This window comes from Sphingopyxis sp. FD7, assembly GCF_003609835.1.
Classification (GTDB): domain Bacteria; phylum Pseudomonadota; class Alphaproteobacteria; order Sphingomonadales; family Sphingomonadaceae; genus Sphingopyxis.
Map to the genome: position 1 here is coordinate 392,854 of NZ_AP017898.1, position 24,241 is coordinate 417,094.

Sequence of the window (24,241 nt, forward strand, 5' to 3'; positions counted from 1 at the left end):
CCCGAACCGGCAGACGGGAGGGTAACAGCCTAGCCATTTCCGCCATCCCGCATGTTCGCGCGCGACCAGGCCTCGATATCGTCGATATGGTAGCGCCAGACGGTGCCGTGTTTCCGGCAGCACGGACCGCGCCGCTCGCGGCGCATCTTCTTGAGCGTGTCCGCTGCGAGGCCGAGATGGAACGCGGCCTGCTTGGTTGTCAGGAACGGGCAATGTTCGCGTGCCCGCCGGGCGCGCTCCGCGGTCGAAGATACAGCTCCACCGTTCACAGCGGGCGGCGCCACCTCGGTCGGTGTTCGTGCGCCGCCGCCTGCTTTGTCGTTCGGATCGTGTGTCATGGATGCAGCGTCTAGTCCGACGAACCCGCGTTACCCGCCGATCAGGCCCGCACGCGCCGCTTCCTGATCCGCGACGTAGGCGTCCAACATGTCCGCCTGACCGGGAAGCAGCGCGTCGATCGCCGGGAGGCCGTCAATATCGTCGCGGTAAAGCAGCACCGATGGGCACTGGCCTTCGACATTACCGAGATTGGGGCGATGCTGGGCATAGCCGATGAGCGCGGCCAGATCGGGATCGAACGCTCGAGCGATGGCGGGCGGGTAGACGAGATACTGATTCTCGAACGTCCGCAGCCATCCGAGGCAATAGGAGGTGATGACCGCGCGGCGCACATGATCGGACTGGTTAGCGCCGGCACCATGCAGGATCGATCCGAGGAACAGCAGCGCGGAGCCGGGTGGCATTTCGGCGGCGACCGGACGTGCATCGCCCGGTTGCGATGCCGCATCGTGATGGCTGCCCGGCCAGACCAGCGTCGCGCCACTCTCCAGCGTGAACGGATCGATCGGCCAGATGACGTTGATCTGATAGTGCATCCCGGTCTTGACGCCGCCCCAGAGATCCTGGTCGCGGTGCGGCACCTGCGCGAGCGCGCCGGGATGGATTTCGATCGCCTGGGTGAGGTTGAGAACGATACGATCGCACCATTCCCCGAGCACCGTTTCGGCGATACCGCAGATGATCGGGTGCAGCACAAGGCCGGCGATATGCCGTGAACGCCGCAACAACGCGCCAAAGCGCTTGGTGCGGGCTCCGTAGAATCCGCCTTCGCAAAAGGGCGTGGCGACGAAGCGCGGTGCGAGTTCGGCTTCGAGCGCGGTGATTAGCTCGGTCGGCACGGCGTTATCGACAATGACATAACCGTCGGCGAGCAGCATCGCGGCTAGGCGGGCGGGGTCGTGCATCGCCATTCCCTTCACGCGGCTCTTGCCGCCGCATCGGGAGTGATCGCACCCGGCACATAGATGCCGTTCGACGCCAGCAGCGCAGGCGTACCGGCGCAGATCTCGATGCGGAACGCTCCAAGGAACGCGCCATCGATGCGGCGCGCGGGGCCGAGCGGCGCTGCGCGCCAGCCCATCGCCAAAACCTCCTCGCGAAAAGCAGCGGTCACGACGCCGGTTAGCATGGTGATTCCGCTGCCGAGCGCATGATCGACCATCGCCGAGATGAGCCGGTTGCGGACACGCAGGCGTCCGGGGGCGCCCAATCGTTGCGGCAGGCAAAGTCGCGTAATCTCGCGAACCTGCTCCCCCCGGGGCGCATCGCACTCGCAGAGCGACGCGAAACGATCGGCGAGCAGATGCGCGCCCTCTGTCGATAGCAGCCGCATCGACCCCTGGTGAATGCAGCCATCGTCGGTGGCGATCAGATAGACCGCCTTGTCGCCGTCATAGCTGTCGATTTCATAGCGGCCGCCGACGACCGGAACATCCCAGCCCAGCAGATCGACGAACAGGGTCTTGCGGTCCTCGAACATCGAGGCGGCGCGCGCATCGGTAAGCGAGCACCCTTGGACAATATGGATCATAGCAGTAGCTCCCGTTCAACGTGAACGGTCGCAAAAGGAGCAGAGATGCGGAGTTCAAACAGTCGTCAATATTGAGGATGCGGCGATCCTACTCAGAAGCGCGGGACGATCTCCTCGATGCAGACGATCCCGCAGGCGAGCGCGATCGCCGGGAGCTGCGCGCGGGAATAGATGCCGAAATGCTCGCGCAGGTCGCGCATGTAGGTGCGCACGGTCGTTGGCGCGATGTGCATCATGATCCCGATCTCGACGTCGCTCTTGCCCATCGCCGCCAAGCGAAAGCATTCGAGCCGCTTTGGGCTGAGATGGGGCAATTCCAGGCGGCGCGCCGGAAAGCCGTGCAAGCGCCGCGCCTCGGTAAAAGCCTCGCTCGCCATCAGCGTCGCGATCCGGCAGATATGCGATGGCGGCAATTGCCCGTCGCGCGTTGCGAACGTACAGCATCCGGGCGGCTCGCCGGCGACGCCAATCGGAACGGTGAGGCCGTTGCGCAGGCCATGACGCGCGGCTTCGCGCACGATGCGCGCCTGCCGCCGCGTGAAGCCGCCCAGCAGTCGCTCCATTTCGTGCCAGCCGAACGCCCGGCTTGTCGAGCGCGCCGCGAGCAAGGCGGGATCGTCGCGGTAATAGCCTTCGGCGACGAAAACGTCGCCCCAGCTCTGGAAATTGTCCATGCGGAAATATCGCCCACCGGGCTGAAAGAAGGCCATGCTCTGGACGATCGCGAGCCATGGGAGGCCGAGCTGGCGTGCGGCGGCCTCGCTGCAACTGAACAGCTCGCGATCACTGTTCGCGCGCCTGGCCTGCTTAATATAGGCATCGAGGTCGCGAAACGGCACCGAGGGGCACTCCTTTCGACGCGCGCGTTGCGGGCGCGTCTATCGGGCGCGTGGTTCCAGCCCACGCGCGTGCAGCCCCCGATGATTTACTTGGTCTTGCTCGGCCGCCCCGTCGGCTTGTGCGGATGGCGCCGGAGCGTCACCGCCGGGCGCGCCAGTATCGCGCCGATTTCCAGTTCGTCGTCCGAAACGATCGAGATCGATATCCGGCCGGACAAGAGATAGACGGCATTGACGCCGAGTGCCTTCGCGAGCCGCTCCATTGCTTTCAGCGTCGGGCTCGACCGGCCATTTTCGATCGCACTCAGATAAGAGCTGCTCGTGCCCGCATCATGGGCGAGCGCTTCTTGCGTGATGCGCATCGCAAGCCGCAATTTCCTGAGATTCAAACTGAAGGACTTCGACGCATCCATAAGGGCGTAAGTTCACGCCCTGCGACCATTACTCCACACTGGATACAGGTTGGAGTTATTATCTATATTATTACGTTTTTACAAATATTTAAATGAGATTCCCGAACAACGCGCACTCAACTCTGATGCGGATTCTCAGGCGCGCCAAAAGACCGCATTCGGACGGTCGAATCGGTCGATGACCGAAGCCCTCACGCCAGGACATTGGCCGTGGCCGCCGCAGTGGAAATCCCATCGGCGTCGTCACATCCGGGGCGAGCATTGATTTCAAGCGCCGAGCGAATCACGATGCGAACAACGTCCCGTGGACACGTCCGCAATCGCCGTTCCGGCGTGGCGTACAGGAATCATCGGATAGTTTGACGTGCCTGTGTGTCGTTGTCTCCTTTGATTTGAATGCAGCGAAGCGGAGCGTCGCATTGGTTCATAGTTATGAAATCACCGTTCGTGTCGGGCCGCTGGCCGCCCACCATGCCAACCGACTACTCGCAACAGTCGGTTCTGGCGGTAATCCCGCAGCGGTCCGGTTTGCTCCAGCCCCGCCGAATTGTACTCGGATCTTCATGATGCAGCGGGATCGGTCCGGGGATCGGTAGTGACGAGCCCGAAAAACGTGGCGCCGGCATTGCCTGAAGGATATTGTCGATCTCCCGATAGACGCCTCGCGCTGCCATATGAGGATGGCGCGCCGCTTCGTCCGGATCAAGCACGGGGGCAAAGCAGGCATCGCTGCCTTCCAGCAGTGCGCGCCATTCTTCCCGTGTCCGCATGGCGAATATCTCGCTAAAACGCTGCTTGAGCTCGGGCCAGGCATCACGATCATAGCCGTCGTCAAAACTGCTATCGCCGGCCAACCCCAGCTTTTTGCAAAGCAGCGCATAGAACTTGGGCTCGAGTGATCCGACTGAGATGAAATTCCCGTCGGCGCACCGATAGGTCGAGTACCAGTGAGGGCCGTCAAGGATGCTGCAGCCGCGTATGCTGGCAACCTGGCCGGCGGCCTTCAGGCTCAGGAGCAAGTTCATCATGTGAGCGCTCCCATCGACGATCGCGGCGTCAACCACTTGCCCATTCCCGGTATCCCGGGCGTGCATTGCCGCTGCGAGGACGCCGATGGCCAAATAAAGCGCTCCACCCCCAATATCGCCTACCAGGCTTGGCGGCGCCATTGGCGGTTCACCAGGATGCCCAGCATACCAAAGGGCTCCTGACAGCGCGATATAGTTGATGTCATGGCCGGCCGCTTGGGCGAGAGGTCCCTGCTGCCCCCAACCCGTCATGCGACCGAATACAAGGCGGGGGTTACGCGCTAGGCAAACCTCGGGACCAAGGCCGAGCCTCTCCATCACCCCAGGCCGCATGCCTTCGATCAGTACATCGCCCCTTTGGACGAGATCCAGGACATGCGCGACGCCTTCGGGGGACTTCAGATCCAAGGCAATTACACGTTTCCCGCGGTTCACAATGGCGCCGCTGCCAAGATCGATATTTTCGGAGTTAGGGCTTACGCGTTCAATGACGACGACATCGGCGCCAAGGTCGGCCAACAGCATTCCGCAAAACGGCGCCGGGCCGATGCCCGCAATTTCGAGTATTTTGAGGCCTGCAAGCGGACCAGTTTTCGTCATTCAGGCATACCTGCGTCTGAGACCTTGGCGCTTTGATCCAGGCCGTTTCGCCGCTCCAGATTTCGAGACGGGTTGCAGTCGTGCTGGGCGGCAGTGTCGAAAGTAAGATTGGCAAAATGACCTTGATTCGCCTAATTCATTCTCTGGAGCAATTATTCCTGTGGGGCATGTCCATGCTCGATTCTCGCCTCAAGCATGCCGTCGCGGTTGGTCAGCTTCGTTCCTTCTCCAGGGCAGCGGATGCGGTTGGTGTCACGCAGTCGGCGGTGACCAAGAGTGTCGCTGAACTCGAACGGTATCTTGGCTATTCCCTTTTCCATCGGACCTCACGGGGCGCGATGCCGACAGAGGAGGGACGCGAATTTATCGATCGCGCAGCGCGCTTGCTTGCCGACGCAGCTGAACTACTCGGAGATACAGCCCGCCGCGCCGACGCCTATGCGGGCCCGCTTCGAATCGGACTGTTCCCAGGGTCAATCGACTGGTTGCTCACCCAACCTCTGGTTTCTTTGCTGCGGCGCCATCCGGCAGTGCGCGTCGAAGTCGTTTCGGGCAACAGCGAAAGGGGCGTGCGACTCCTGTCGCGCGGCGATATCGATGTCGCCTTTGGACTTGAAGCGGCCTTTGCACGCTGGCCGGAATTCAAGTGCGAGCGGGTCGCCTCGATCGAAATACTGCCTTTTGTGCGGAACAATCATCCCATTCTGGGGATAAACCCGACCAGCAAGGAGCCGCTGGTCCAGTTCGAATTCGTAGTGCCCTCATCTTCCGAACCCTACACATCGATCATTCAGCAGATGTACGAAAAAAGCGGTAAGCGTCCCGCTGACTGGATCCACATGACAGACTATTTTCAATTGGTTCGACGGATCGTTGCCACATCCGATGCTATCGGGATGGTTGCAAAACAGTTCACCGAGAACTCATGGTTTCGCGCCAATTTCGTGGCCTTGGAGGGAATCGGTTTATTCGATCCATTGACGCTTTGTTATGCTGTGCGTAGCCGCTGGCAGGTAAAACCGGCTGGCCGTGCGCTCGTCAGCCTTGTTCGTCAGGCATGGCGCACCGCACCATCGGATTAACGGCAAGGGGGCGGGGTGCGATCGGAAATCCGCTGCATCCGTCGCGATCAGCTAGAGCATTTCGCGCAGAAGTGGGAACCGGCTTTCCGGCAGGAAATGCTCTAGCAAATTGATCTTGGGCATTTTCCGAGTTGGCGGGTGATTCCACTCGCCTCGAAAATGGCCTAGAAGCTAATCGCCACTTCTCCGCCGATGACGCGCCCCCTGTTTAGCGGTGAAAGGCTTGCACCCGTGCCCCCGAAGGCCGCCGGCAAAGGTGTATCGCCGCCAATCGTCACCTCATTCAGGAGGTTTCGGCCATAGATGGAGAAGCGCCAGTGCTTGTTGTCGGTCGCCAATGTGAGGCTCGCATCGAGCATATCGGCGCCCTGAAGGAAGCCGACGTTGTTGTCGGTGAATGCCGCCTTGTCGCGATGCGTGAAGCTGACACGCGCCGTTGCTGTCCCCAATTCGCCAAGCTGCTGATCATAAGTCAGCCCCACGCCATAGGTCCATGGCGACAGCCTTGGCAATTTGAGCGCACGATCCACATCGTTGATGACGCCATCACCGCTGAGGTCGAACTGGACGTTGCGATACTGGCCATTCACGTAGCCGAGCTGACCCGAAATCACGAGGTTGGACAAAAGAAAAAACTGCCCCTCGGCCTCGACGCCTTTGATTGTGGCGTCGGCGGTGTTCCGTATGACCTGGCTGACGCCAAGCGGTCCGGGCAGGTTGATCTCGCGCTGCAGGTCCTTCATGCGATTGTAGAAGGCCGCCAGGTTGATCCGGTGGCGCCCGAATTGCTTCTTGGCGCCGAGTTCGAAACTGTCCTGGGTCTCTTGATTGAATGGCCCCGGCGGCACAGCGGGATCGGTGTTGCGCAAATTATATCCGCCGCTGCGGAACCCGCGCGTGTAAAGGCCATAAATCTGCGTGTCGTCATCCGGCTTCCACTGAAGGCCGATTTTCGGCGTAAACCCTCGCCATTTTGCCGCGTCGGCGAAATTGGTTGCACAGATCAGCGTGTCTAGATTGCAACCATTTGCGCGCAAGGCCGAGACCCGAACGGCTTTGCGTTCCCAGCTATACCGCGCGCCGAGATTCAAGGTCAGCGTATCGGTGAAATGATCTGCCCCCTTCTGAGTGGTCCAAAATTGATGATATTTTGGATGACGAAGGAGAATATGAATGCCGGCCAAGAAGCATCGCCCGGAAGAGATTATCGGCAAGCTGCGTGAAGCGGAGGTCGTGTTGGCGCAGGGGGCGACGACGGCTGAAGCGTGTCGCCGGATCGGCGTTACGGAACAGACCTATTATCGGTGGCGTAAGGAATATGGCGGTCTGAAGACCGACCAGGCGCGGCGGATGAAGGACTTGGAGAAAGAGAATGCGCGGCTTCGGCGTGCGATATCGGACCTGACGCTGGACAAGCTGATATTGCAGGAGGCTGCCCGGGGAAACTTCTGAGCCCCGCGCGCCGAAGGCGCTGTATCGATCACATCAGAATGATGATGCCGGTGTCTGAGCGGCGGCTGTGCCGTGTGCTCGGGCAACATCGATCGACACAGCGCAAGGCGCCCCGCGGGGCGAACGACGAAGCAGCTCTGACCGAGGACATCATTGCGCTGGCCCGGCAATATGGTCGTTATGGCTATCGCCGGGTGACGGCGTTGCTGCGCGATGCGGGGTGGCATGTGAACCGCAAGCGGGTCGAGCGCATCTGGCGGCGCGAGGGGCTGAAGGTACCGCAAAGGCAGCCGAAGCGCGGGCGGCTCTGGCTGAACGACGGATCGTGCATCCGGCTTCGGCCCGAGTATCCCGGCCATGTCTGGTCCTACGACTTCGTCGAAGGGCGGACCCACGATGGTCGCAAATACCGGATCCTTTCGATCATCGACGAGGCGAGCCGGGAGTGCCTGGCGTTGCCGGTGGCACGCAAGCTCAGGAGCGATGACGTTCTGGCGGCGCTCGCCGAGCTGTTCGTCACGCGTGGGCCACCAGCGCACATACGGTCCGACAATGGCCCGGAGTTTATCGCGACGGCGGTGCAGCAATGGCTCGCCCAGATCGGCGTGAAGACGCTGTATATCACGCCCGGATCACCATGGGAGAATGGCTATTGCGAGAGCTTCAACGGATCGCTGCGTGATGAACTGCTCAACGGCGAAATCTTCTACTCGCTCGCCGAGGCCCGGATCCTGATCGAGGCCTGGCGGCGACATTACAACACCGTCCGGCCGCACAGCTCGCTGGGATACCGACCACCCGCGCCGGAGGCCGTTCCATCGCCAGTGTCGCCCTCCGGTTCCGCTTCGCTCCACCTACGGCCGACACTGGCGATGGAGGCGTCAATGCACTAACATATAGCCCGGACCACTCGGTGGGGGCCGGTCAATAGTCGGCGATCAGAGTGATGGTGAGATCGTCGGCGGGTAAAAGCTTCAGCGTACCACGGATCGAACGGGCATTGGTGTCGTCGATCCTAGTGCCGGTCGTGATGTTTCGGCCATAGCCGTTGCGGTCGTCCGTCGAGAAAGCGATCCGCGCGAGCACTTTATCAGAGACAATCGGGCCGCTGACGGCGCCGTCGAACGCCAAACGACCATAGTTGCCGACCGTGACATCGCCATAACCCGAAAACGTGTCGGTGGGCTGGCGCGTTATGAGGTTGATTGAGCCGCCGGTCGCGTTGCGGCCATAGAGCGTGCCCTGTGGCCCGCGCAGAACTTCCACGCGATCGACGTCGTAGAATGCGCTGAGCGCTGCGGCGCCGCGCGAAATGAACGCGCTGTTGAGGTGGAAAGCGATACTTCCCTCGGCGCCGGTGCTGAGGTTGTCGAGGCCGATGCCGCGCAGCGAGATTCTCGCGACGCCGAGCTGCTGGCCGAGGTTGAGATTGGGGACGGCGGCCTGCAGACCCTCGATGCTGTTGATGCCCGCCTTCGCGAGGTCATTGCCGGATAGGGCCGTCACCGCGAGAGGAATTTTCTGCACCGACTCGCTGCGCTTCTGCGCAGTCACGATGATGTCCTGAAGACCGGCGCCCTGATCCTGTGCGGCGGGCGTCGATACGGCCTCCGGCTGCGGAGTGCTCGCAGCCGATGAAGCCGGCTCAGTCTGTGCGTAAGCGCTTGTGCCAACGACCGCAGGCAAAAGAAGTCCGATCCGCGCGGCGCGCGGCCAAAGCTTATCCATTTCGTAATCCCCTCCTCGTTGGACGCCGACGCGGTTCATGCGGCGCCTTTGGTTTCCTACCCCGCTATGCGGCCAGGTTCTGGCGCGCGGTCTCCTCCATCTCTGCCATTGCCGTGGTGTTGGGCGGCGGAACGAGCGGACCGCGACGCAGGGCCTGCTCCATGATCCGCTCGCGCGAGCCCTCCGCCATGCGGAGCAACTGCTTGAAGTCGACGCCAGTCAAGCGACCGTGGCGCTTCACGACCTCGCCGCGCAGGACCACCGTATCGATGTTGGAAACGTTAGCCTGCAGCACGACCGCGCCCACCATGTCGTTCAGCGGCATGAGGTTGAAGTCGTTGGGCGCGATGAGAACGATATCGCCATCCTTGCCCGGCGTGAGCGATCCCGTGCGATGATCAAGACCCATCGCTTCCGCGCCGTTGATCGTCATCCACGCGATCGCGTCACGTACCTTGAATGGGATATCCTCAGGCATCCGACCTTGCGCATTGACCGGATCGTTGGCCAGGACGCGCGCGTCTTGAAGACCGAGGCGTGCCTGCGTGAGTAGGTCGCCACCGTTGCAGGAGATAACGTCGGCCCCAAGTGTAGGCTTGATGCCGACATCGTGGGCGCGGCCGATCAAGGGGTGGCCCATGCCCATCTGCAGTTCCGTATCGGGCGTGCATGAAACCTTGGCGCCATTATCGGCGAGCAGGCGAAGTTCGTTGTCTGTCACGGAATTGCAATGCACATGGACCTGGTCGGGTCCAAGGAGTCCGGCCGCCGCGAGTTCCTCTATACCGCTGCAAAAAGCGGAGCCCCAGAAACAGTTCGTGTGAATTGTTTGCTGCACGCCAAGTCGGCGGCCTGTCATGATCTCCTTACGCGTCGAATCGAACGGATACATCCCGACCTCGGTGATCGCGACCGCCATGCCCAGCCGCTGATCGTCCGACGAAAAATGCTGCGTCCTTATCCGTTCCGCATCGGCGATGCGTTGGTCGACGCTCGTAAAATAAGGCCGGTCGACCGGTGCTGGATAGAAGCCGTAGGCATAGAGGCCAGCAATCCGGGCGTCCCGCAGGCCGCGGATGGCCTCATCGGCATGTTCCGGACTGTGCGACGTATGTGAGAAGTCATAGAGCGTCGTGATCCCGGCGTTCAGAGCTTCTAGGGCGCCGATATAATTGCCCACATAGACATCTTCTGGCGTATAGACGGGCGAGATGTTGAAGCGGATGCAGCGCATATACTGCATGAGGCTCATGTCGGCGCAAATCGCGCGTAGCTGAGTCTGCCAAGTATGCCGATGCGTATCGACCATGCCTGGCATTACAATCGTGCCGGTCGCGTCGATCTCCTCTGCCTCATCATGGTGAAGGTTTTGACCGATCTCAGCGATGCGTCCGTTCACGATCAAAACATCCCCACTGGGCACGTCGCCGATCGCAGGATCGCCGGTGATGACATAGCCGTTACGGATCAGGATCGGTCTCACAGTTTCGTTCCCCTACCATCTATTTTTGTGACGGAAGCCAGCGTAGGCTGCGCGTCCTTGATCGAGTGATACGAACGTTCCACTCACATGTCAATTCGGGGCGCTTTTGGGGGAGAAGATGATTGAAATTACCAGATATTAAGCCAAAAAAGGCAATCTCCAAGCCGCAAACGGAACGACCGGATCTGCGCGAGCAGATCCTGGACGCCGCCGAGTCGCTGTTCGCGGACCGGGGCTATTTCGGCGTTTCGGTGCGAGAAATAACGGATGCAGCGTCCACACGGCTCGCCGCTGTGAATTATCATTTTGGAACCAAGGAAGCGCTGTTCACGGAAGTCATAGAACGCCGCAGCGCGTGGTTGAACGAAGAGCGGCTGCGAAGGCTTGCGGAGCTGGACCTCGATCCAGATCGCCCGGAAGCATCGGCTCGACTTCTCATCCGCGCATTTTACGGCCCCCTCTTGAGCCGTTTTGAATCCGGTGAGCCGGGGTGGATGAATTATTGTCGCCTCATCTCACAGATAGCAGGCGTGCAACTCTGGATGGACGAAATAGTTGCACCGCTATTTGATGAAATATCTCGCCGATATGTCGAGGCGATGATATCTATCAAACCAAAGTCATCGCGCGATGATGCCTTGCAGGCCTATCAGTTTATTCTGAGCTGTACGCTGTACACATTCGCCGACAATCGCCGGATCGATCACATGTCGGGTGGGCGACTTTCTTCACGGAACATCTCGGTGACCCTGAAGGCCATGGAGGACTTTTGCGTGGGGGGATTGTTATCGTGTCTTAGGGTACAGGGCATTGGCAAGCTCGATGGTTGATGCCGCTCACCGTGATTGCCTGCTTGATTGAACGAATGTCCGCCATGAGGGCGCTCTTCCGACGTAGGTGAATTTGTGACGTAGGGCATGGTAGGATATGATACGATACTGCTTCTTATTGTTCAGTCCCACTATTCACGGATGCATCTAAGTAACTGACGTTTATAATAATTATGGTGGAAAGCCGCGCTCTTAATCAGCGGTTCCGAGCCGTGACGCTTATCGCGAAGCCGCCCAACGAGGGCGCTGCCAATACGGCTGTCTCCGGTCGCTCGGCGGCAAGCGCTGGATGGGCGCAGAACAGCCCGTGAGCTGTGAGAACTCGATAGGATCCTTCTCGACATCCGACACTGCGGTTGCCGCGTCGATCACGTCGGCCCAATCTTGCAGCATCCGCCTTCGCGGGGTGAGATAGAGCGCGCTGTTATAGGCGCCGCGCACTTCGTCCTCATCCTCGTGGGCGAGCGCCATCTCGATCCAGTCGGGCTTGTAGCGTTCGGCTTCGTTCGCCCAGGTCGAGCCGAGCCCCCGAAACCCATGCACCGTCTGCCGGCCAAGATAGCCCATGCGGTAGCAGGCATAGATCATGGTGTTCTCGGAAATAGGCTTTCCAGGCTTGGCTCCGGGAAAGAGGAACGCATCGTTCGTCGCCTGCAAGCGGCGCTGAACGATCATTGCGGCCTGGCGGGACAGCGGAACAAGATGCTCACGTTCCATCTTCATGCGCTCCGGCGACAGACGCCATAGCGGGTTCGGTCCATAGAGATCCTCGAACTCGTCCCTGGCCGCGAAGCGGGTTTCGCTGGTTCGGACCCATGTGAGCAAGGTGAACAGCAGCGCGTCACGGGTGATCTCGCGGCGGCGCGGCGTGTCCTCGCCGTCATAGGCGAAGATCGCCCGCACCAGCTTCGGAAACTCCGCGAGCGGCACGCGCGCCATGTGCCTGACGGGCGGCTTGGGCTTGAGCGCATCGTTGAGGCCGAGCGTCGGATCGATGGTCGCCCAGCCGCTCGCGATCGCGAAGCGATAGATCTGGCTGACGTTCTGCTTGAGGCGACGGGCGATATCGAGGGCGCCGCGCGCTTCGACCGCGCGGATCATCTCGAGAATCTCGGGCGGGTCGATTTCCGTGATCGGACGCTTCCCGATGACCGGAAAGACGTCGCGCTCCATCCGGTTGATGACGCGCAGGGCATGGGCCGAGTCCAGCCCTTCAATACGATTGGCGTGCCAGGCCCGCGCAATCTCTTCGAACAGCTTGAGCGCGGCCCTCTGCTTCTTCGCCCGCTTCCTGGCCTCGGCGGGGTCCTCACCCTGATCGAGCAGCCGCTTGGCTTCGGTCCGCTTCTCGCGGGCGATCGCCAGCGTGACGGTCGGATATTTGCCGAAGCTCAGCAGTTTTTCCTTGCCGTCGAAGCGGTATTTCAGGCGCCAGAGCTTCGATCCGTTCGGCTGGACGAGCAGGTGCAGGCCTTCTCCATCGGACAGCTTGTAGGGGCGCTGCCGCTTGGTGGCGTATTTGACCTCAAGTTCTTTCAAAGCCATCTGGGGGTATCGCCTGTTTTGGGGACAGCCGAAAAATACCCCCAAAATACCCCCAATCCAAATCGCCGTGGGTGGCCGCAGCGGGTCGCACCGGGACGCCGGCGTACGCAACGGGACGCGAAAAATATTTGATTTTCCTCGAAAAATGTCTGCCAGTGGCCTCAGTGGGCCACCGGTGGACAATCCGGGATGGTAGCGGAGGAGGCGCTATAACTTTCGTCTCAGGCAATTTCAGAGCGTCTCCAACTACTCTGTAAAATCAGCGATTTATCTTGTAACGTGTTCGCGTTCGGTCGCCCTGAATCGCCTGAATTCCCGCTTAAATGTGGGAACGATTGTGGGACCAAATACCCCCGTTTTTGGCGGTATGAATCCCTGACAGGGACTCGAACCTGATGGCGCTGACAGTATTGAAAGTGAAGAACGCGAAGCCCGGTCGCCATGTCGATGGCAGGGGCTTGTGCCTGGTCGTAAAGCCCAGCGGCGCGCGCACTTGGGTGCTGCGGATGCAGTTGAAAGGCCATCGCCGCGACTATGGGCTGGGATCGGCGCATGATGTTTCGCTATCCGATGCCAGAACAGCGGCAGCAGAATTGCGCCGCCGAGTTCGTGAAGGCTTCGATCCTGTCGCCGAACGGCGTAAGGCGCGCAAGGTCATTCCGACCTTTGAGGCCGCAACCCGCACATGCCATGAGACCTTGGGCGACGGGTGGAAGGATGGCCATCATGCCCGGTGGCTGTCTGGTTTCGAGCGGCACCTCTTTCCGCGCATCGGCAAAAAGCCGGTCGACAAGGTGGACAGCGCCTGCGTCGTCGAGGCGCTTTCCCCGATATGGCTGGAGATACCGGAAACAGCGCGGCGCTTGCTCCAGCGCATCGGCGTTGTGCTCGATTTCGCGCATGTGAAAGGCTGGGTGCCGGAAGAGGTCTCGTTGCGGTCGGTGCGCAAAGGCCTGCCACGTCAGAACGACAAGCGCGGGCACATGGAGGCCATGCCCTATGCCGACGTTCCGGCGCTGATGCAGAAACTTGCCAGCGCCGCCCCGACGACCGGGCGCGACGCCTTGCGCTTCACGATCTACAACGCCGTGCGCTCCAACGAGACGCGCCTTGCGGTATGGACCGAGTTCGATCTTGAAAACGCGGTATGGACCATTCCTGCCGAACGGATGAAGGCAGGCGATACCCACGTCGTGCCGCTTTCGGCACCGGTTGTGGCATTGCTGTGCAAGCGCTGGAATGAGCGGACCAGCGATACAGGCTTGGTCTTTTCAAACGACGGCAAGAAGCCGATCAGCGACATGACCATGACCAAGCTTCTGCGCGACGACGGTTTCGCCAGTATCACAGTGCATGGCTTCCGATCTACCTTCACGGACTGGGCCGCCGAATGCACCGACTTTCCCAAGGAGGTCGCCGACAAGGCTCTCGCCCACAAGCTGCCCAATAAGGTCGAAGCTGCCTACCGCCGAACCGATTTCTTCGAGAAGCGCCGAACCCTGATGAAGCAGTGGGCAGACTATCTGGGCAATCGCACCCCAGCAGCGAACAAGGCGGCAGCCGAGCCTACTTCGGCTCGCGCTGCCGGATGACCAGTTCGTGCAGACTGGCAGTGGTGATACGGGTCGATTTGCCGAGCTTGACGACCTCAATCTCGCCCGACGCAATCAGTTCGTAGAGCTTGGTGCGGCCGACGCCGATCATGCGCGCAGCGTCATTGACCTTCACGCAGATCGGCTCGACCGGGGGCGGAATTTTCACTGTGCCGCGCTCTCATTCCGATATGATACCGGATCTTCGATCCAGCGATTTACGTCGGATTCCCGCCAGCCCGCACCGTGAACGCTAATTTTCACCTGCGACGGAAAAGTTCCCTCGGCGATCTTGCGATACATGGTGGATCGGGAAAGGCCGGTCCGTGCAAGAACGGTCTTGAGGCGGATTATCTTGTCAGAGTTGGACATGGGACGTGCTTCCATTTGTTGGCAGTTACTGGTGCCCCCTGATCCAAGAATTTCGCCATGAGGCATCCAGCGCAACAGAATTCGCAGTTCCTGATACGGTCATCGTAGAAGCGGATAGAATAACTTGCGGAAGGATAGACACGGATACGTAAAAGCAGAGAATACAACGGACGCAAACACCGGGTGCCCTGAGGCGGCATTTGTGTCACGTGATCTAGGCAAACACGGAGATACGTCGGGAAATATGCGCACCAGCGGCGGATATTTGCGCCATACGTGACGATGTCTGCGTGCGAATCGGAGCCCTCTTGCTCATGCGAAATAGGTCAACGCTGGCTCACAGAATTTCGTGGGGGCATTGCGCATGTCATGCTGTCAGTGGTGCGCAACCGATCCAACCGCACGGGCATGAGGGTACCCCCCTCTAAGCCACAGCCCTTGTCACAACAACCTTGACACAGAAATCCATTTGATTAGGACTCCTAACATGATTCGTGACCAGCTCATCTATGGCCTCAGCCGTCTGGCCGCCCTGGCTCGCCAGAAGGACTGGCAGACCGGCGAAGGCGCTGGACTGACTCCCACCCAGGGGGATGCGCTAAGGTTGTTGGCCGACCGTCCGGAGGGTTTGCGCCTGAAGGACCTTGCCGCACAGCTCAGTGTGCGCTCGTCAACTGCCAGCGATGCTGTCTCGGCTCTCGCCAGCAAACACCTTGTGGAACGCAGGCCCGACCCTGATCATGGCCGGGCAATCCGGGTGTCCTTGTCTCTGGAGGGCCGCGCCCTGCTTGGCCAGCTTCCGGACGGCTTTGAAGACATTGTCAGTCTGCTGAGCGACGGCAATGCCGAAAGCCTGCATAGCATAGTCATGCGAACCATCGCGCAACTGCAACGGTCCGGACGCATTGCGCCCCAGCGCATGTGCCTGACCTGCCGGTATTTTGTGTCCGATACGAGCACGACCGAGTCAGGCGAGCATTATTGCCGATTGATCAAGGCGCCGCTTCGCCAATCCGATTTGCGCCTCAATTGTCCTGAGCACGAGGAGGCCTCCTCCTCAGCCTAGATGCCCTCGGGTCGCACCGGGGTAACGCGCACAGCGTCTTCTGTGCCTTTGAATGTTAGGAGTCCTATTATGAAGTCCAAGGCCATTTTCTATCACGCCGGTTGCGGCGTCTGCGTCGCTGCCGAACAGGCATTGGGGCAGGCGCTCGATCCGGCGCGCTACGACGTCGAGATCGTCGACTTCAATTCCGCACCGGACCGGGTCGGCGAAGCTGAAGCTGCCGGTGTGCAATCGGTTCCGGCCTATGTCATCGACGGCCAAGCGTTCCACATCAACTTCGGTGCCTCGATGGCGGCGGTCAAAGGAGAGGAATGATGCGCGCTCCAGCCATCGTCGCGGCCGCGCTGGCCCTGGCCGCACCGGCGGTACAGGCTCACGTTGGCCGCCCCCATTCCCAGGTTCCGGCCAACGAGCGGATCCCGCCCTCGCACGAACACACCGGCGGGATCCGTCCAGCAGCAGACCCGGCTGTCCAAGCTCCGTTCGATATCGTCCACGCGAAAATCAGGACCGAGGGCAATGTGGCCATTTTCCATATGGCTGTTTCCGGAAGAGCTGGAGTTACGCGCCCCACCGCTACCGGGCGGTTCGAGGGATCGAGCGTCTTCTCCTACGTCTGGCCAACGACGATCGACCCCTACGAGGTCGGCTTCGAACGCGGTGCTGGCATTCTTGCACTGGCGGTGACCTCCCACCCTGATTTCGACGACACACCGTTGTTCGATGAGACGAGGGATGGAGATCTGGCCAACGATGGCAGCGAATGGCACATGCACTGGGTGGTGCTCGGGCCGGACGAAGCCTGCGGAGCCAATGGCCTCAAAGTCAAGGACATTCCTGCAGGCACCAGTCCGCGTCTTCCCATGACCTGGCCGGGCGCCCCAATCCTGCTCGACAGTCCTGGCTGGCAACCGAACCTCACTCAGGAAACGGTTGAAGTCAGAGTGCCGTTCGGTGACATCTCGATCGTGCAGACCGCCGGGTTTGATGGCGTGACGGCCGGATTGCGCGTTAACGAAAGCGCACATTCGCCGCTGCTGTGCGTGGCCAACGTGTTCAAAGTTGCCTCGGGCGATCTGAGCCTGCCCGGCAGGGTAAACCAATAGAAGTCCCTGATGGAAACCAGAGCCAGGCAGGCTCTGTCGGCGGGTCCGGCTTAGGCCGGACCCAATCCAGATTGCGGAGGCCTAACGATGCAAAAACCGGCTGACATCGCGTCACTCCTGACGACTAACCCGGACGAAGGCTTTGCCCTCGCCATCAAATTGTCGCGCCTTGCGGTGAAGCTGACGCAGCCCGACGCGGAAATCCGCGCCAGTTTGCGCAGCGCGTATGAGCAGGACGCAATGGCGCTCGTCGCTGTTTCCCATGTCGTGGCAACGCATTTTGCCACGATTGCCGCAGCCAATGATTATTGGAAAGGGTGAAGATCATGAATGCCGTACCGGCCCAGCCTTGGGCGACTACCCGATGGTTCAACAGTGAACCGCTGACCCTGGAGGATTTGCGGGGATGCGTCATCGTCCTCGGTACGTTTCAGATGCTGTGCCCGGGCTGCGTTACCAACGGCCTGCCGCAGCTCCAGCGAATCGAGCAGACGTTCAATCGCAGCGATGTCGCGGTTATAGGCTTGCATACCGTGTTCGAGCATCATGCAGCGATGACGCCGACTTCGCTCGAAGCCTTTCTGCTTGAGTACAGGATTGGCTTTCCGGTCGGGGTCGATGCGCATGACAACCCGGCCAGCGCCCCTATCACCATGACGCGTTATGAATTGCGCGGCACCCCGTCGCTGGTACTGATCGATCGCGCTGGTATGATCCGCTTTCGCGGGTTTGGTCACGAACCCGATCTGGCCCTGGGTGCCCGCATTGCGCAGTTGATTGCGCAGCCGGATATCGGCGTTACCACTGCGGCAGTATCCGGCGCTGCAGTCTGCGTGCCCGGAAAGGGATGCGATTAACGCCAGGATACTTTGTCATCGCCGGATTCGACCACTTTGACTGACAATTTGCGTGACATGGTTGCCCGTTTCCGATCGGTCGGCTGGGCTTCCGCCGCTCAGAAGGCGACGTGCCAACTACTCGGACCGTTCGATCAAGAAGCCTGGTCCAGATTTGCAGAGAGTTGGGATCGGCTGGAATCCGACACCTATATGGCCGACGGTGGACGCTACCGCCTTCGGCGTCACGCTGTCTTGCGTTTGTCCGAAGGCCGTCTGGTTCCGCTTGCCCCGCAGGCGCATTTTCAAAGCCGGGACCACAATCCGCTCAACGGCGGGATAGCGCGCTGGTTTGCTCAGGTGGAGCGGGCCACGCTTGAAAATCCAGTCTTTGCCGACCTGCTCAACCTCTGCCTTGCTGTCTTCGAAACGGGTACTACGACTCTCGAAATCGATGTGCATCAGTTCCGCATAGAAGCTGGTCTGTCCGCCGGACATCCGACTCCGGAGGGCATGCACCGTGACGGGGTTGATTGGGTCGGAATTTTCCTTGTCGAACGCAAGAACGTCGAGGCCGGAACCACGCAAATCTGCGTCGATGGCTTGGTTGATCCGGCTGAGTTCACTCTGGTCGAGCCGCTCGATGCAGTATTCATCAATGACAACCGCGTCTTGCATGGCGTCACGCCAATCACGGCGCAAGACGCGCAATCGACAGGTCACCGCGATGTGTTGGTTCTGACCTTCCGGACAGTGGCAGTATAGTTTCGCTCAAACGCGGTGGAAGGCTATCGACAACCGCACAGGACCTACGAGTTCCAGATGATGCTGCTCACGCGGCGGAACGACAAACTCGTCGCCCGCGACAAGTTTGCAGCGATCGCACTCCTTGTCGTCCCAAACAAACATGATCGCACCCGCCTCGACAGCAAGGACAGCCCAGACATCTGGCTTAAGGCGGTGCTCTGCCAGTAGGCCGCGCGGAATAGATACCTCATTGAAAGGGCCGAGATGGCGGTAGCAGTTCGTACCAGGCGGTAACCTGACGAGAGGGCTTGCTTTCATCAGAATACGATGGCGCGGATGATCACGACCGCAAAGCCGAACAGCGCGAGACATATCGGGATAACAAGCACCTGTCCAAACACGGCCTTCATCGACATTGGCCCGGTGTAGGTCTGGAGCGGTGCCACGCCGCGTGCGAAATCGGACCTACGCCTGGACGGCTTGAGGCCCACCAAAATGCTGGCGGCTGCGAAGTATATGACGGTGTAGCCGATGCTGACGATGATCGCGAAGAGTGCATGCAGGTCATTGCCAGTTGCAAGGATCATGCACACGAAGAAGACCCCATATCCGGCAAACATCACAGCCCAGATCCAGGCCGGAAACTCCATGTCGGAATGTTCCGGCTGGGCCGGGCCGGAGGGCTCGGAGGAGGTGTTCGAGCAGTCCAGTGGTTGCTTAGCCGCGCCCGGGCCCTCTGAGAGTGCGGCAACGCTGTTTTCGTCAAGCATCGGTCAATCCCTTCATGGCTTTGATGTCGCGCCGCCCATCTCGGTGAATGCGAATGCCGGTAAGCAGACTGTCGGCGATCATTCGCGCCCGGCTGCCTATGAGGTTGCTGGCGGCTTCGTCGCGTTCGATCTCGAGCAGGGTCTGATCGAACAGCGCAAGCCAGTGCTCGAACTCCGCGCTCTCAATGCCGGGGATCGCGATGTGTTTGAGCATCGGGTTCCCGGAAAATTCGCCGCTTTGATGCAAAACTGAACGCCAGAAGGCCTTCATCCGTGCAAGGTGATCCGGCCAGTTCGCAATCCGCGCAGCAAAGATTGGTCCGAGAAGTTCGTCATCACGAACCTTGCCATAGAAGCGCTCGACCAACCCATCGATGAAGTCGCTATCGATGCCCATCGCTTCCGCCGAGCGGAGCCGCTCTGCGCGCACGGACTTTGCGTGATTGATTGACATTCTGCAGGCCCCGACTTAAAGTGGTATTTTATATACTACTAATCTGTGGTTGCGGTTTAAGCAACATCCAATATACCACTTTTATGAGACTGAGCCTGCATACTGACTACGCGCTGCGCGTGCTGATGTACCTGGCGACGACCGATGAGCTTGCTTCAGTCGACCGTATCGCGGACGCCTTCGGCATTTCCCGGAACCATTTGATGAAGGTTGCAAAGCACCTTGCGGATGGCGGCTATATCGAAGCCAAGCGTGGTCGCGGCGGCGGTCTGGCGCTCGCAATGCCGAAAAGCGAGATCAGTGTGGGGCAAGTCGTGCGCTCGATGGAATCGCTGTCCGGTTTTGTCGAATGTTTTACGCCTGAGACCAACAAATGCCCCATTGCCGGTGCGTGCGGACTGCAGGGCGCGCTCAGCCTCGCGGTCGGCGATTTCCTGAAACGTCTGGATGGATATAGCCTGCAGGATCTGGTGCCCGACCGAGATCGGTTTGAGGCAAAATTGCGCGGACTTCCAGTCCCAAAGGGCAATGCCAACTTGGCCTGAGCGAGCCAATGTTGGCTATCCCGATGCAGGCAACCGCCCCTTCGACTGTCATCATTTACTCTGCGGCCGCCCCGCCCCTTGCGCCGATCATTCTGCAGCAGAGCTGAAACCGCAAGCACGGGCGCTCTGTTTCAAAAATATGCCGCAATTTTGAAACCATTCCGGCATGAAACTGCAGCCAAGACGTAGTGTAGAACCCCTACGAACCCCGCGTGCCGGTCTGACCATTCAGCCGCGATTCTACTCAGGGGGATTGATGATGAGATTTGAGTTTTTTGGTTCGGCATGCATATTTGCCATTGCGATGTCTCAACCCGTTTATGCACAGGACGGGGAACCTTCATCATCAGAAGACGAAGCAAATGCCGGGAACGCAATTGTAGTGACCGGCTTTCGCGAGAGCGAAGAGCGCGCCATTGAGGCAAAGCGCGAAGCGTTTGTTGTAAGCGATGGGGTTTCTGCCGACGACATCGGTCGCCTCCCCGATTTCAACACAGCAGCCGCACTTCGCCGAGTGCCGGGCGTGGCGGTACGCAACGATCAGAACGAGCCGCGTTTTCCGGTGCTGCGCGGCCTGCCGCCGACCTACAACCGGACACAGATCAATGGCGCGATCGTTGCATCTGCCGATCTAGGCGGATCGCGGACGATTCCTCTGGATGTGATCCCTTCATCGATCGCCAGCCAGATCTCCGTGCTCAAGACGACGACCCCGGAGATGGATCCGAACGCAATCGGCGGAACCATCAACATCCAGACCAAGAGTGCGTTCAGTGAGACCGGCACTTTCATGACCGGAACGGCGGCCTATACCTATTACGAACAGTCCAACGATGTCGAGCGCGATGATCTGTCATGGCGGGCAAACATGACGGCAGGGACGCAGTTGGGCGACGAAGATCAGTTCGGGATCGTGCTTGCGCTCGATTATCAGCGGCGAAACTACGACATCACCCAGTTCGAAACCCCCAACCCCAGCTTCAACGAGTTTACTGCCGCCGGAACACCGACCAATCTCGGCAGTCCGACCGGAAATGGCATTCCGGTGCCGCTTGAGCGGCGGCTGTTCCTGTACAACAACGTCCGTGAACGGTTCGGTTCTGCGCTGACTCTTGAGTGGCAGGCCAATCCCGACCTCTACATGCGGGTGTTCGGTACCTTCAACCGGTTTGACGATGACGAGACCCGCCACGAAAATCGCTATCAGCAGCGCGGCAACATTACCAATCAAACGCCAACCAGCGGCACCTTTGCTCAGGCGCGAAACCAGATTGGCCTCAACACGCCGCAACAGCGGCAGGAAATCTGGAATGCCCAATACAATCTGCAATGGGGCGGCGAAGGTCCTTTGCAATTTGATCTTGATGCCATTTATTCGGGTGCCTTCGGTCGTCAACGCAATGCCTCCGAGGCTTTTCGCACCCCCACCTCGACAGATTTCGGCTTCACCTTCGACAGCAGCGATTTCTTCTTCAACTTCTTCCCGATCAATCCGGGCAATCTCGCGGACCCGGCACGTTATGTTCATGTCAGCCGCAATGAATCGCTAGATACGGTCAATCAGGATGTTTACGAGCTGCGGGGCGCGCTTACCTATTCAGGCGAGAGCGGATCGTTCGAATATAATGTGAAAGCCGGAGGCCTTTACCGCCGCACCGATCACCGCCGCGATCAGGATCAGACCACATTTACGGTCAATCCGGCTTCAGGTCTGATCTATACGCTCGATGGAGCGTTCCTGCGCAATCCGCAGGAAGTCGTCGGTGGGCAGCGGTTTGATCTGGTGGTTGATCGCACGATCACCACCAATTTCTTCAACGCCAACCGCTCATCGTTTCGCGCAGTTGAAAACAACATAACATCGGACTTCACCGTAGATGAGGACATTTACGCCGGGTTCCTTCAGGGCACGGCCATCATCGGACCGATTACACTCACGGGCGGGCTGCGCTACGAACGCACGGATACTGCCAGCACCGCCTCGCAGATCCTGAACGGAACGATCAGCCCGTCCAATGCCAGCGGATCGACCGAGGATTGGCTGCCGAGCGCACACTTGCGCTGGAATGTGGCGGACGATTTCGTCTTCCGCGCGGCTTACACGACAACCATCAGCCGGGCCGATTTTGGCAGTGTAACAGCAGCGGAAACGATCAGCTTCGCAACCGGAACGCGCCCTACTCTGAGCCGGGGCAATCCTGATCTTCAGCCGCGCAAGAGCACTGGCTATGATGCTTCGCTGGAATATTTTACGCGCAATGGCGGCCTGCTGTCGCTGGGCGTGTTCTACAAGGATGTTTCCAATGAAATCTTCACTCTGACCACGGTCGAAACGCTTGACGTTGGTCGTGGCCCCGAGCTGGTGGAGGTGTCTCGGCCATCCAATGCGCAGGACGCCAGCCTGTTCGGGATCGAGGCAGCCATCCAGCAACCGCTGACCTTCCTGCCTGCACCGTTCGACAGCCTCGGCGTGAATTTGAACGCGACATATGTTAACAGCGATCTGACCGTGTTGACGCCTGTCGGCCCCCGCCAGCGCGGGTTCTTCTTCCAACCGGAATGGACCGCCAACGCCGCAATTTACTTTGATCGTGGCCCGATCCAGGCGCGCGTTGCGTACAACTATACCGGCGACTATCTTGAGACGATCAACGGCACCATTCCAGCGGCCGACCAGTTCTGGGATTGGCGGGCGACGGTGGATGCGCAGCTACGCTATCGGCTGACCGACAATTTCGAGATTTTCGTTGAAGGCGAAAATCTGACGAACACGCGCCGCCGCGAGCTGACGGGCCCCAATCGCGATTTGCTGCAAGAAGCGGCGCAGTTTGGCCGGGCCTTCAGCTTTGGCATTTCGGCGAAAATGTGATGGCGCGCCAGAACATTCTTCCGCTCGCTCTGGCGATTGCGTGCCTTCCGCTTCCTGCCGCCGCTCAGTCAGATCCGGTTGCAGACACCATCCAGACTTGGCGCGCTGAAGAAGCGCGCCAGGGCGTGGCGGTGGACGCCGACTATTTCTATGCGGTCACCAATGCCAGAATGGGCAAATACCGGCGTGATGATGGTTCAAGGGTCGCCGAGTGGGCCTTTCAACGAGATGGCATAGAAGAAGGCACAGGTATCGTTCACCTGAACAGCTGCGCGGTGATCGAAAGCGAATTGGTCTGTGCGCATTCCAATTTCCCTTCGCTGCCCATGGCCAGCTCGGTCGAGATTTTTGATCCGGACACTTTAAGCCATCTCCGCTCGGTTCCGCTGGGTTTGCGGGCGGGATCGCTTACCTGGATTGATCGGCACGACGGAAAATGGTGGGCCGGATTTGCCAATTACGATGGCCGCGGAGGTGAAGCGGGGCGCGATCACCGATATACCCGAATCGTGATGCTGGATGACAACTGGCAGGAACTGGCCGCATACGCCTTGCCCGCAGGCTTGCTGGGCAAACTTGCACCGCACAGCACATCTGGCGGGGCATGGGGTGCTGATGGCTTGCTTTATGTCACCGGGCACGACGCGGCTGAAATGTATCAGCTCCGCATTCCCTCTAGCGGTTCGGTGCTCGAGTGGGTTGGAACTTTGTCGGTGCCGATTGAAGGCCAGGCCTGGGCATTTGATCGCTCAAGCCCCGACACAGCCAGCACGGTGTTCGGCATCCGCCGCAGCACTGGTGAAGTCGTGTCCTTCCGATTGCCCATGACAACGCCTTGAAGGGCCAAACAGCGGATCATCAATGGTAGCCCATGCGGGGAGATGAAATTTTCCGGCGAATAGTGGCCGATGTACTGATCTTCCCCCGGCTTTGGCGGCGAGGGAGCGAGTGTTGATCGACATGGTGTTTGCCGCGAATCCGGCTGACCCATGTCTATCCCTTCAATGAGCGACA

General features: G+C 59.8%; 28 protein-coding genes. 13 read left to right on the top strand and 15 right to left on the bottom strand.

All coding sequences use genetic code 11. The features are described 5' to 3' along the window. Positions 1–29: 29 nt before the first annotated feature. From SPYCA_RS01800 to SPYCA_RS01825, 6 genes are all read right to left on the bottom strand, one after another. On the bottom strand, positions 30–338 hold the full coding sequence (locus SPYCA_RS01800) for a helix-turn-helix domain-containing protein (protein WP_082657684.1): 309 nt from the start codon (positions 336–338) through the stop codon (positions 30–32). 30 nt (positions 339–368) lie between these two features. Continuing rightward, positions 369–1,250 (bottom strand): phytanoyl-CoA dioxygenase family protein, encoded by an 882-nt coding sequence (locus SPYCA_RS01805; protein WP_082731460.1) that lies wholly within the window; start codon positions 1,248–1,250, stop codon positions 369–371. A gap of 5 nt (positions 1,251–1,255) precedes the next feature. Further along, positions 1,256–1,870, bottom strand: a complete 615-nt coding sequence (locus SPYCA_RS01810) for an acyl-homoserine-lactone synthase (RefSeq protein ID WP_058454899.1) — start codon at positions 1,868–1,870, stop codon at positions 1,256–1,258. A 92-nt stretch (positions 1,871–1,962) separates the two neighbouring features. Next, the gene (locus SPYCA_RS01815) at positions 1,963–2,709 is read right to left on the bottom strand and encodes a LuxR family transcriptional regulator (protein WP_066113774.1); all 747 of its coding nucleotides are present in this window, start codon (positions 2,707–2,709) and stop codon (positions 1,963–1,965) included. Between the two features lie 86 nt (positions 2,710–2,795). Next, positions 2,796–3,122, bottom strand: a complete 327-nt coding sequence (locus tag SPYCA_RS01820; protein ID WP_017499963.1) for a helix-turn-helix domain-containing protein — start codon at positions 3,120–3,122, stop codon at positions 2,796–2,798. A 482-nt stretch (positions 3,123–3,604) separates the two neighbouring features. Beyond that, positions 3,605–4,750, bottom strand: a complete 1,146-nt coding sequence (locus tag SPYCA_RS01825) for a CaiB/BaiF CoA transferase family protein (RefSeq protein ID WP_041685272.1) — start codon at positions 4,748–4,750, stop codon at positions 3,605–3,607. 32 nt (positions 4,751–4,782) lie between these two features. On the opposite strand from SPYCA_RS01825, the gene SPYCA_RS01830 reads away from it, so the two are divergent. Then, positions 4,783–5,832, top strand: coding sequence for a LysR family transcriptional regulator (locus SPYCA_RS01830; protein ID WP_011415069.1), 1,050 nt, complete (start codon positions 4,783–4,785; stop codon positions 5,830–5,832). Between the two features lie 164 nt (positions 5,833–5,996). Here the strand turns inward: SPYCA_RS01830 and SPYCA_RS01835 are convergent, their stop codons facing one another. Beyond that, on the bottom strand, positions 5,997–7,016 hold the full coding sequence (locus SPYCA_RS01835; protein WP_232003453.1) for a TonB-dependent receptor: 1,020 nt from the start codon (positions 7,014–7,016) through the stop codon (positions 5,997–5,999). On the opposite strand from SPYCA_RS01835, the gene SPYCA_RS01840 reads away from it, so the two are divergent. Then, positions 7,006–8,177, top strand: a protein-coding gene (locus SPYCA_RS01840; protein WP_120218721.1) for an IS3 family transposase whose coding sequence is annotated in 2 segments (ribosomal slippage) — positions 7,006–7,270 and positions 7,270–8,177 — 1,173 coding nt in all. Because the reading frame shifts where the segments join, the coding sequence is not laid out codon by codon here. The genes SPYCA_RS01835 and SPYCA_RS01840 overlap by 11 nt on opposite strands. Positions 8,178–8,208: 31 nt before the next feature. Here SPYCA_RS01840 and SPYCA_RS01845 read toward each other — a convergent pair. Beyond that, positions 8,209–9,051, bottom strand: coding sequence for a TonB-dependent receptor (locus SPYCA_RS01845; protein WP_232003455.1), 843 nt, complete (start codon positions 9,049–9,051; stop codon positions 8,209–8,211). A 25-nt stretch (positions 9,052–9,076) separates the two neighbouring features. Continuing rightward, a complete protein-coding gene (locus tag SPYCA_RS01850; RefSeq protein WP_058454905.1) occupies positions 9,077–10,495 on the bottom strand; it encodes an amidohydrolase family protein in 1,419 nt (472 codons plus the stop codon). Between the two features lie 122 nt (positions 10,496–10,617). On the opposite strand from SPYCA_RS01850, the gene SPYCA_RS19670 reads away from it, so the two are divergent. Beyond that, positions 10,618–11,325 carry a TetR/AcrR family transcriptional regulator gene (locus tag SPYCA_RS19670; protein ID WP_058454906.1) on the top strand — a complete coding sequence of 236 codons (708 nt, stop codon included), beginning with the start codon at positions 10,618–10,620 and terminating at the stop codon, positions 11,323–11,325. Positions 11,326–11,544: 219 nt separating this feature from the next. Here SPYCA_RS19670 and SPYCA_RS01860 read toward each other — a convergent pair whose 3' ends face one another. Then, the gene (locus tag SPYCA_RS01860; RefSeq protein WP_232003457.1) at positions 11,545–13,053 is read right to left on the bottom strand and encodes a tyrosine-type recombinase/integrase; all 1,509 of its coding nucleotides are present in this window, start codon (positions 13,051–13,053) and stop codon (positions 11,545–11,547) included. A 212-nt stretch (positions 13,054–13,265) separates the two neighbouring features. Here SPYCA_RS01860 and SPYCA_RS01865 point away from each other — a divergent pair, with 212 nt between their 5' ends. Next, the gene (locus tag SPYCA_RS01865) at positions 13,266–14,462 is read left to right on the top strand and encodes a tyrosine-type recombinase/integrase (protein WP_120218723.1); all 1,197 of its coding nucleotides are present in this window, start codon (positions 13,266–13,268) and stop codon (positions 14,460–14,462) included. Here SPYCA_RS01865 and SPYCA_RS01870 read toward each other — a convergent pair. Then, entirely contained in the window at positions 14,437–14,631 is a 195-nt protein-coding gene (locus tag SPYCA_RS01870) for a helix-turn-helix domain-containing protein (protein WP_120218724.1), read from the bottom strand. The two genes, SPYCA_RS01865 and SPYCA_RS01870, sit on opposite strands and share 26 nt — an antisense overlap. Beyond that, positions 14,628–14,834, bottom strand: coding sequence for a helix-turn-helix transcriptional regulator (locus SPYCA_RS01875; RefSeq protein WP_120218725.1), 207 nt, complete (start codon positions 14,832–14,834; stop codon positions 14,628–14,630). Before SPYCA_RS01875 ends, SPYCA_RS01870 begins: the two co-directional genes overlap by 4 nt. 487 nt (positions 14,835–15,321) lie before the next feature. Between SPYCA_RS01875 and SPYCA_RS01880 the strand changes: the two genes are divergently transcribed. From SPYCA_RS01880 to SPYCA_RS01905, 6 genes are all read left to right on the top strand, one after another. Continuing rightward, positions 15,322–15,900: a MarR family winged helix-turn-helix transcriptional regulator gene (locus SPYCA_RS01880; RefSeq protein WP_120218726.1), complete on the top strand. Its 579-nt coding sequence runs from the start codon at positions 15,322–15,324 to the stop codon at positions 15,898–15,900. A 69-nt stretch (positions 15,901–15,969) separates the two neighbouring features. Next, positions 15,970–16,215 (top strand): thioredoxin family protein, encoded by a 246-nt coding sequence (locus SPYCA_RS01885; protein WP_120218727.1) that lies wholly within the window; start codon positions 15,970–15,972, stop codon positions 16,213–16,215. Then, a complete protein-coding gene (locus SPYCA_RS01890; RefSeq protein WP_120218728.1) occupies positions 16,215–17,006 on the top strand; it encodes a hypothetical protein in 792 nt (263 codons plus the stop codon). The genes SPYCA_RS01885 and SPYCA_RS01890 overlap by 1 nt, the downstream gene beginning before the upstream one ends. An 87-nt stretch (positions 17,007–17,093) precedes the next feature. Then, complete coding sequence (locus SPYCA_RS01895; RefSeq protein ID WP_120218729.1) at positions 17,094–17,327, top strand: hexameric tyrosine-coordinated heme protein; 234 nt, start codon at positions 17,094–17,096, stop codon at positions 17,325–17,327. Between the two features lie 5 nt (positions 17,328–17,332). Beyond that, complete coding sequence (locus SPYCA_RS01900) at positions 17,333–17,863, top strand: redoxin domain-containing protein (RefSeq protein ID WP_120222098.1); 531 nt, start codon at positions 17,333–17,335, stop codon at positions 17,861–17,863. 36 nt (positions 17,864–17,899) lie between these two features. Beyond that, complete coding sequence (locus tag SPYCA_RS01905) at positions 17,900–18,607, top strand: 2OG-Fe dioxygenase family protein (protein ID WP_120218730.1); 708 nt, start codon at positions 17,900–17,902, stop codon at positions 18,605–18,607. 6 nt (positions 18,608–18,613) lie between these two features. On the opposite strand, the gene SPYCA_RS19775 is transcribed toward SPYCA_RS01905, so the two are convergent. The 3 genes from SPYCA_RS19775 to SPYCA_RS01920 are packed head-to-tail and all read right to left on the bottom strand — an operon-like array spanning position 18,614 to position 19,813. Next, positions 18,614–18,961 carry a DUF1971 domain-containing protein gene (locus SPYCA_RS19775; protein ID WP_120218731.1) on the bottom strand — a complete coding sequence of 116 codons (348 nt, stop codon included), beginning with the start codon at positions 18,959–18,961 and terminating at the stop codon, positions 18,614–18,616. Further along, a complete protein-coding gene (locus SPYCA_RS01915; protein WP_120218732.1) occupies positions 18,907–19,359 on the bottom strand; it encodes a hypothetical protein in 453 nt (150 codons plus the stop codon). The genes SPYCA_RS19775 and SPYCA_RS01915 overlap by 55 nt, the downstream gene beginning before the upstream one ends. Beyond that, positions 19,352–19,813 (bottom strand): group III truncated hemoglobin, encoded by a 462-nt coding sequence (locus SPYCA_RS01920; RefSeq protein ID WP_120218733.1) that lies wholly within the window; start codon positions 19,811–19,813, stop codon positions 19,352–19,354. The genes SPYCA_RS01915 and SPYCA_RS01920 overlap by 8 nt, the downstream gene beginning before the upstream one ends. An 83-nt stretch (positions 19,814–19,896) precedes the next feature. Here SPYCA_RS01920 and SPYCA_RS01925 point away from each other — a divergent pair, with 83 nt between their 5' ends. The 3 genes from SPYCA_RS01925 to SPYCA_RS01935 all read left to right on the top strand — a co-directional run bounded on the left by SPYCA_RS01925 (position 19,897) and on the right by SPYCA_RS01935 (position 24,066). Then, entirely contained in the window at positions 19,897–20,358 is a 462-nt protein-coding gene (locus tag SPYCA_RS01925; RefSeq protein WP_120218734.1) for an RrF2 family transcriptional regulator, read from the top strand. A gap of 256 nt (positions 20,359–20,614) precedes the next feature. Continuing rightward, entirely contained in the window at positions 20,615–23,227 is a 2,613-nt protein-coding gene (locus SPYCA_RS01930) for a TonB-dependent receptor (protein WP_172594954.1), read from the top strand. After that, a complete protein-coding gene (locus SPYCA_RS01935) occupies positions 23,227–24,066 on the top strand; it encodes a hypothetical protein (RefSeq protein WP_120218736.1) in 840 nt (279 codons plus the stop codon). The genes SPYCA_RS01930 and SPYCA_RS01935 overlap by 1 nt, the downstream gene beginning before the upstream one ends. The last annotated feature ends 175 nt before the right edge of the window (positions 24,067–24,241 follow it).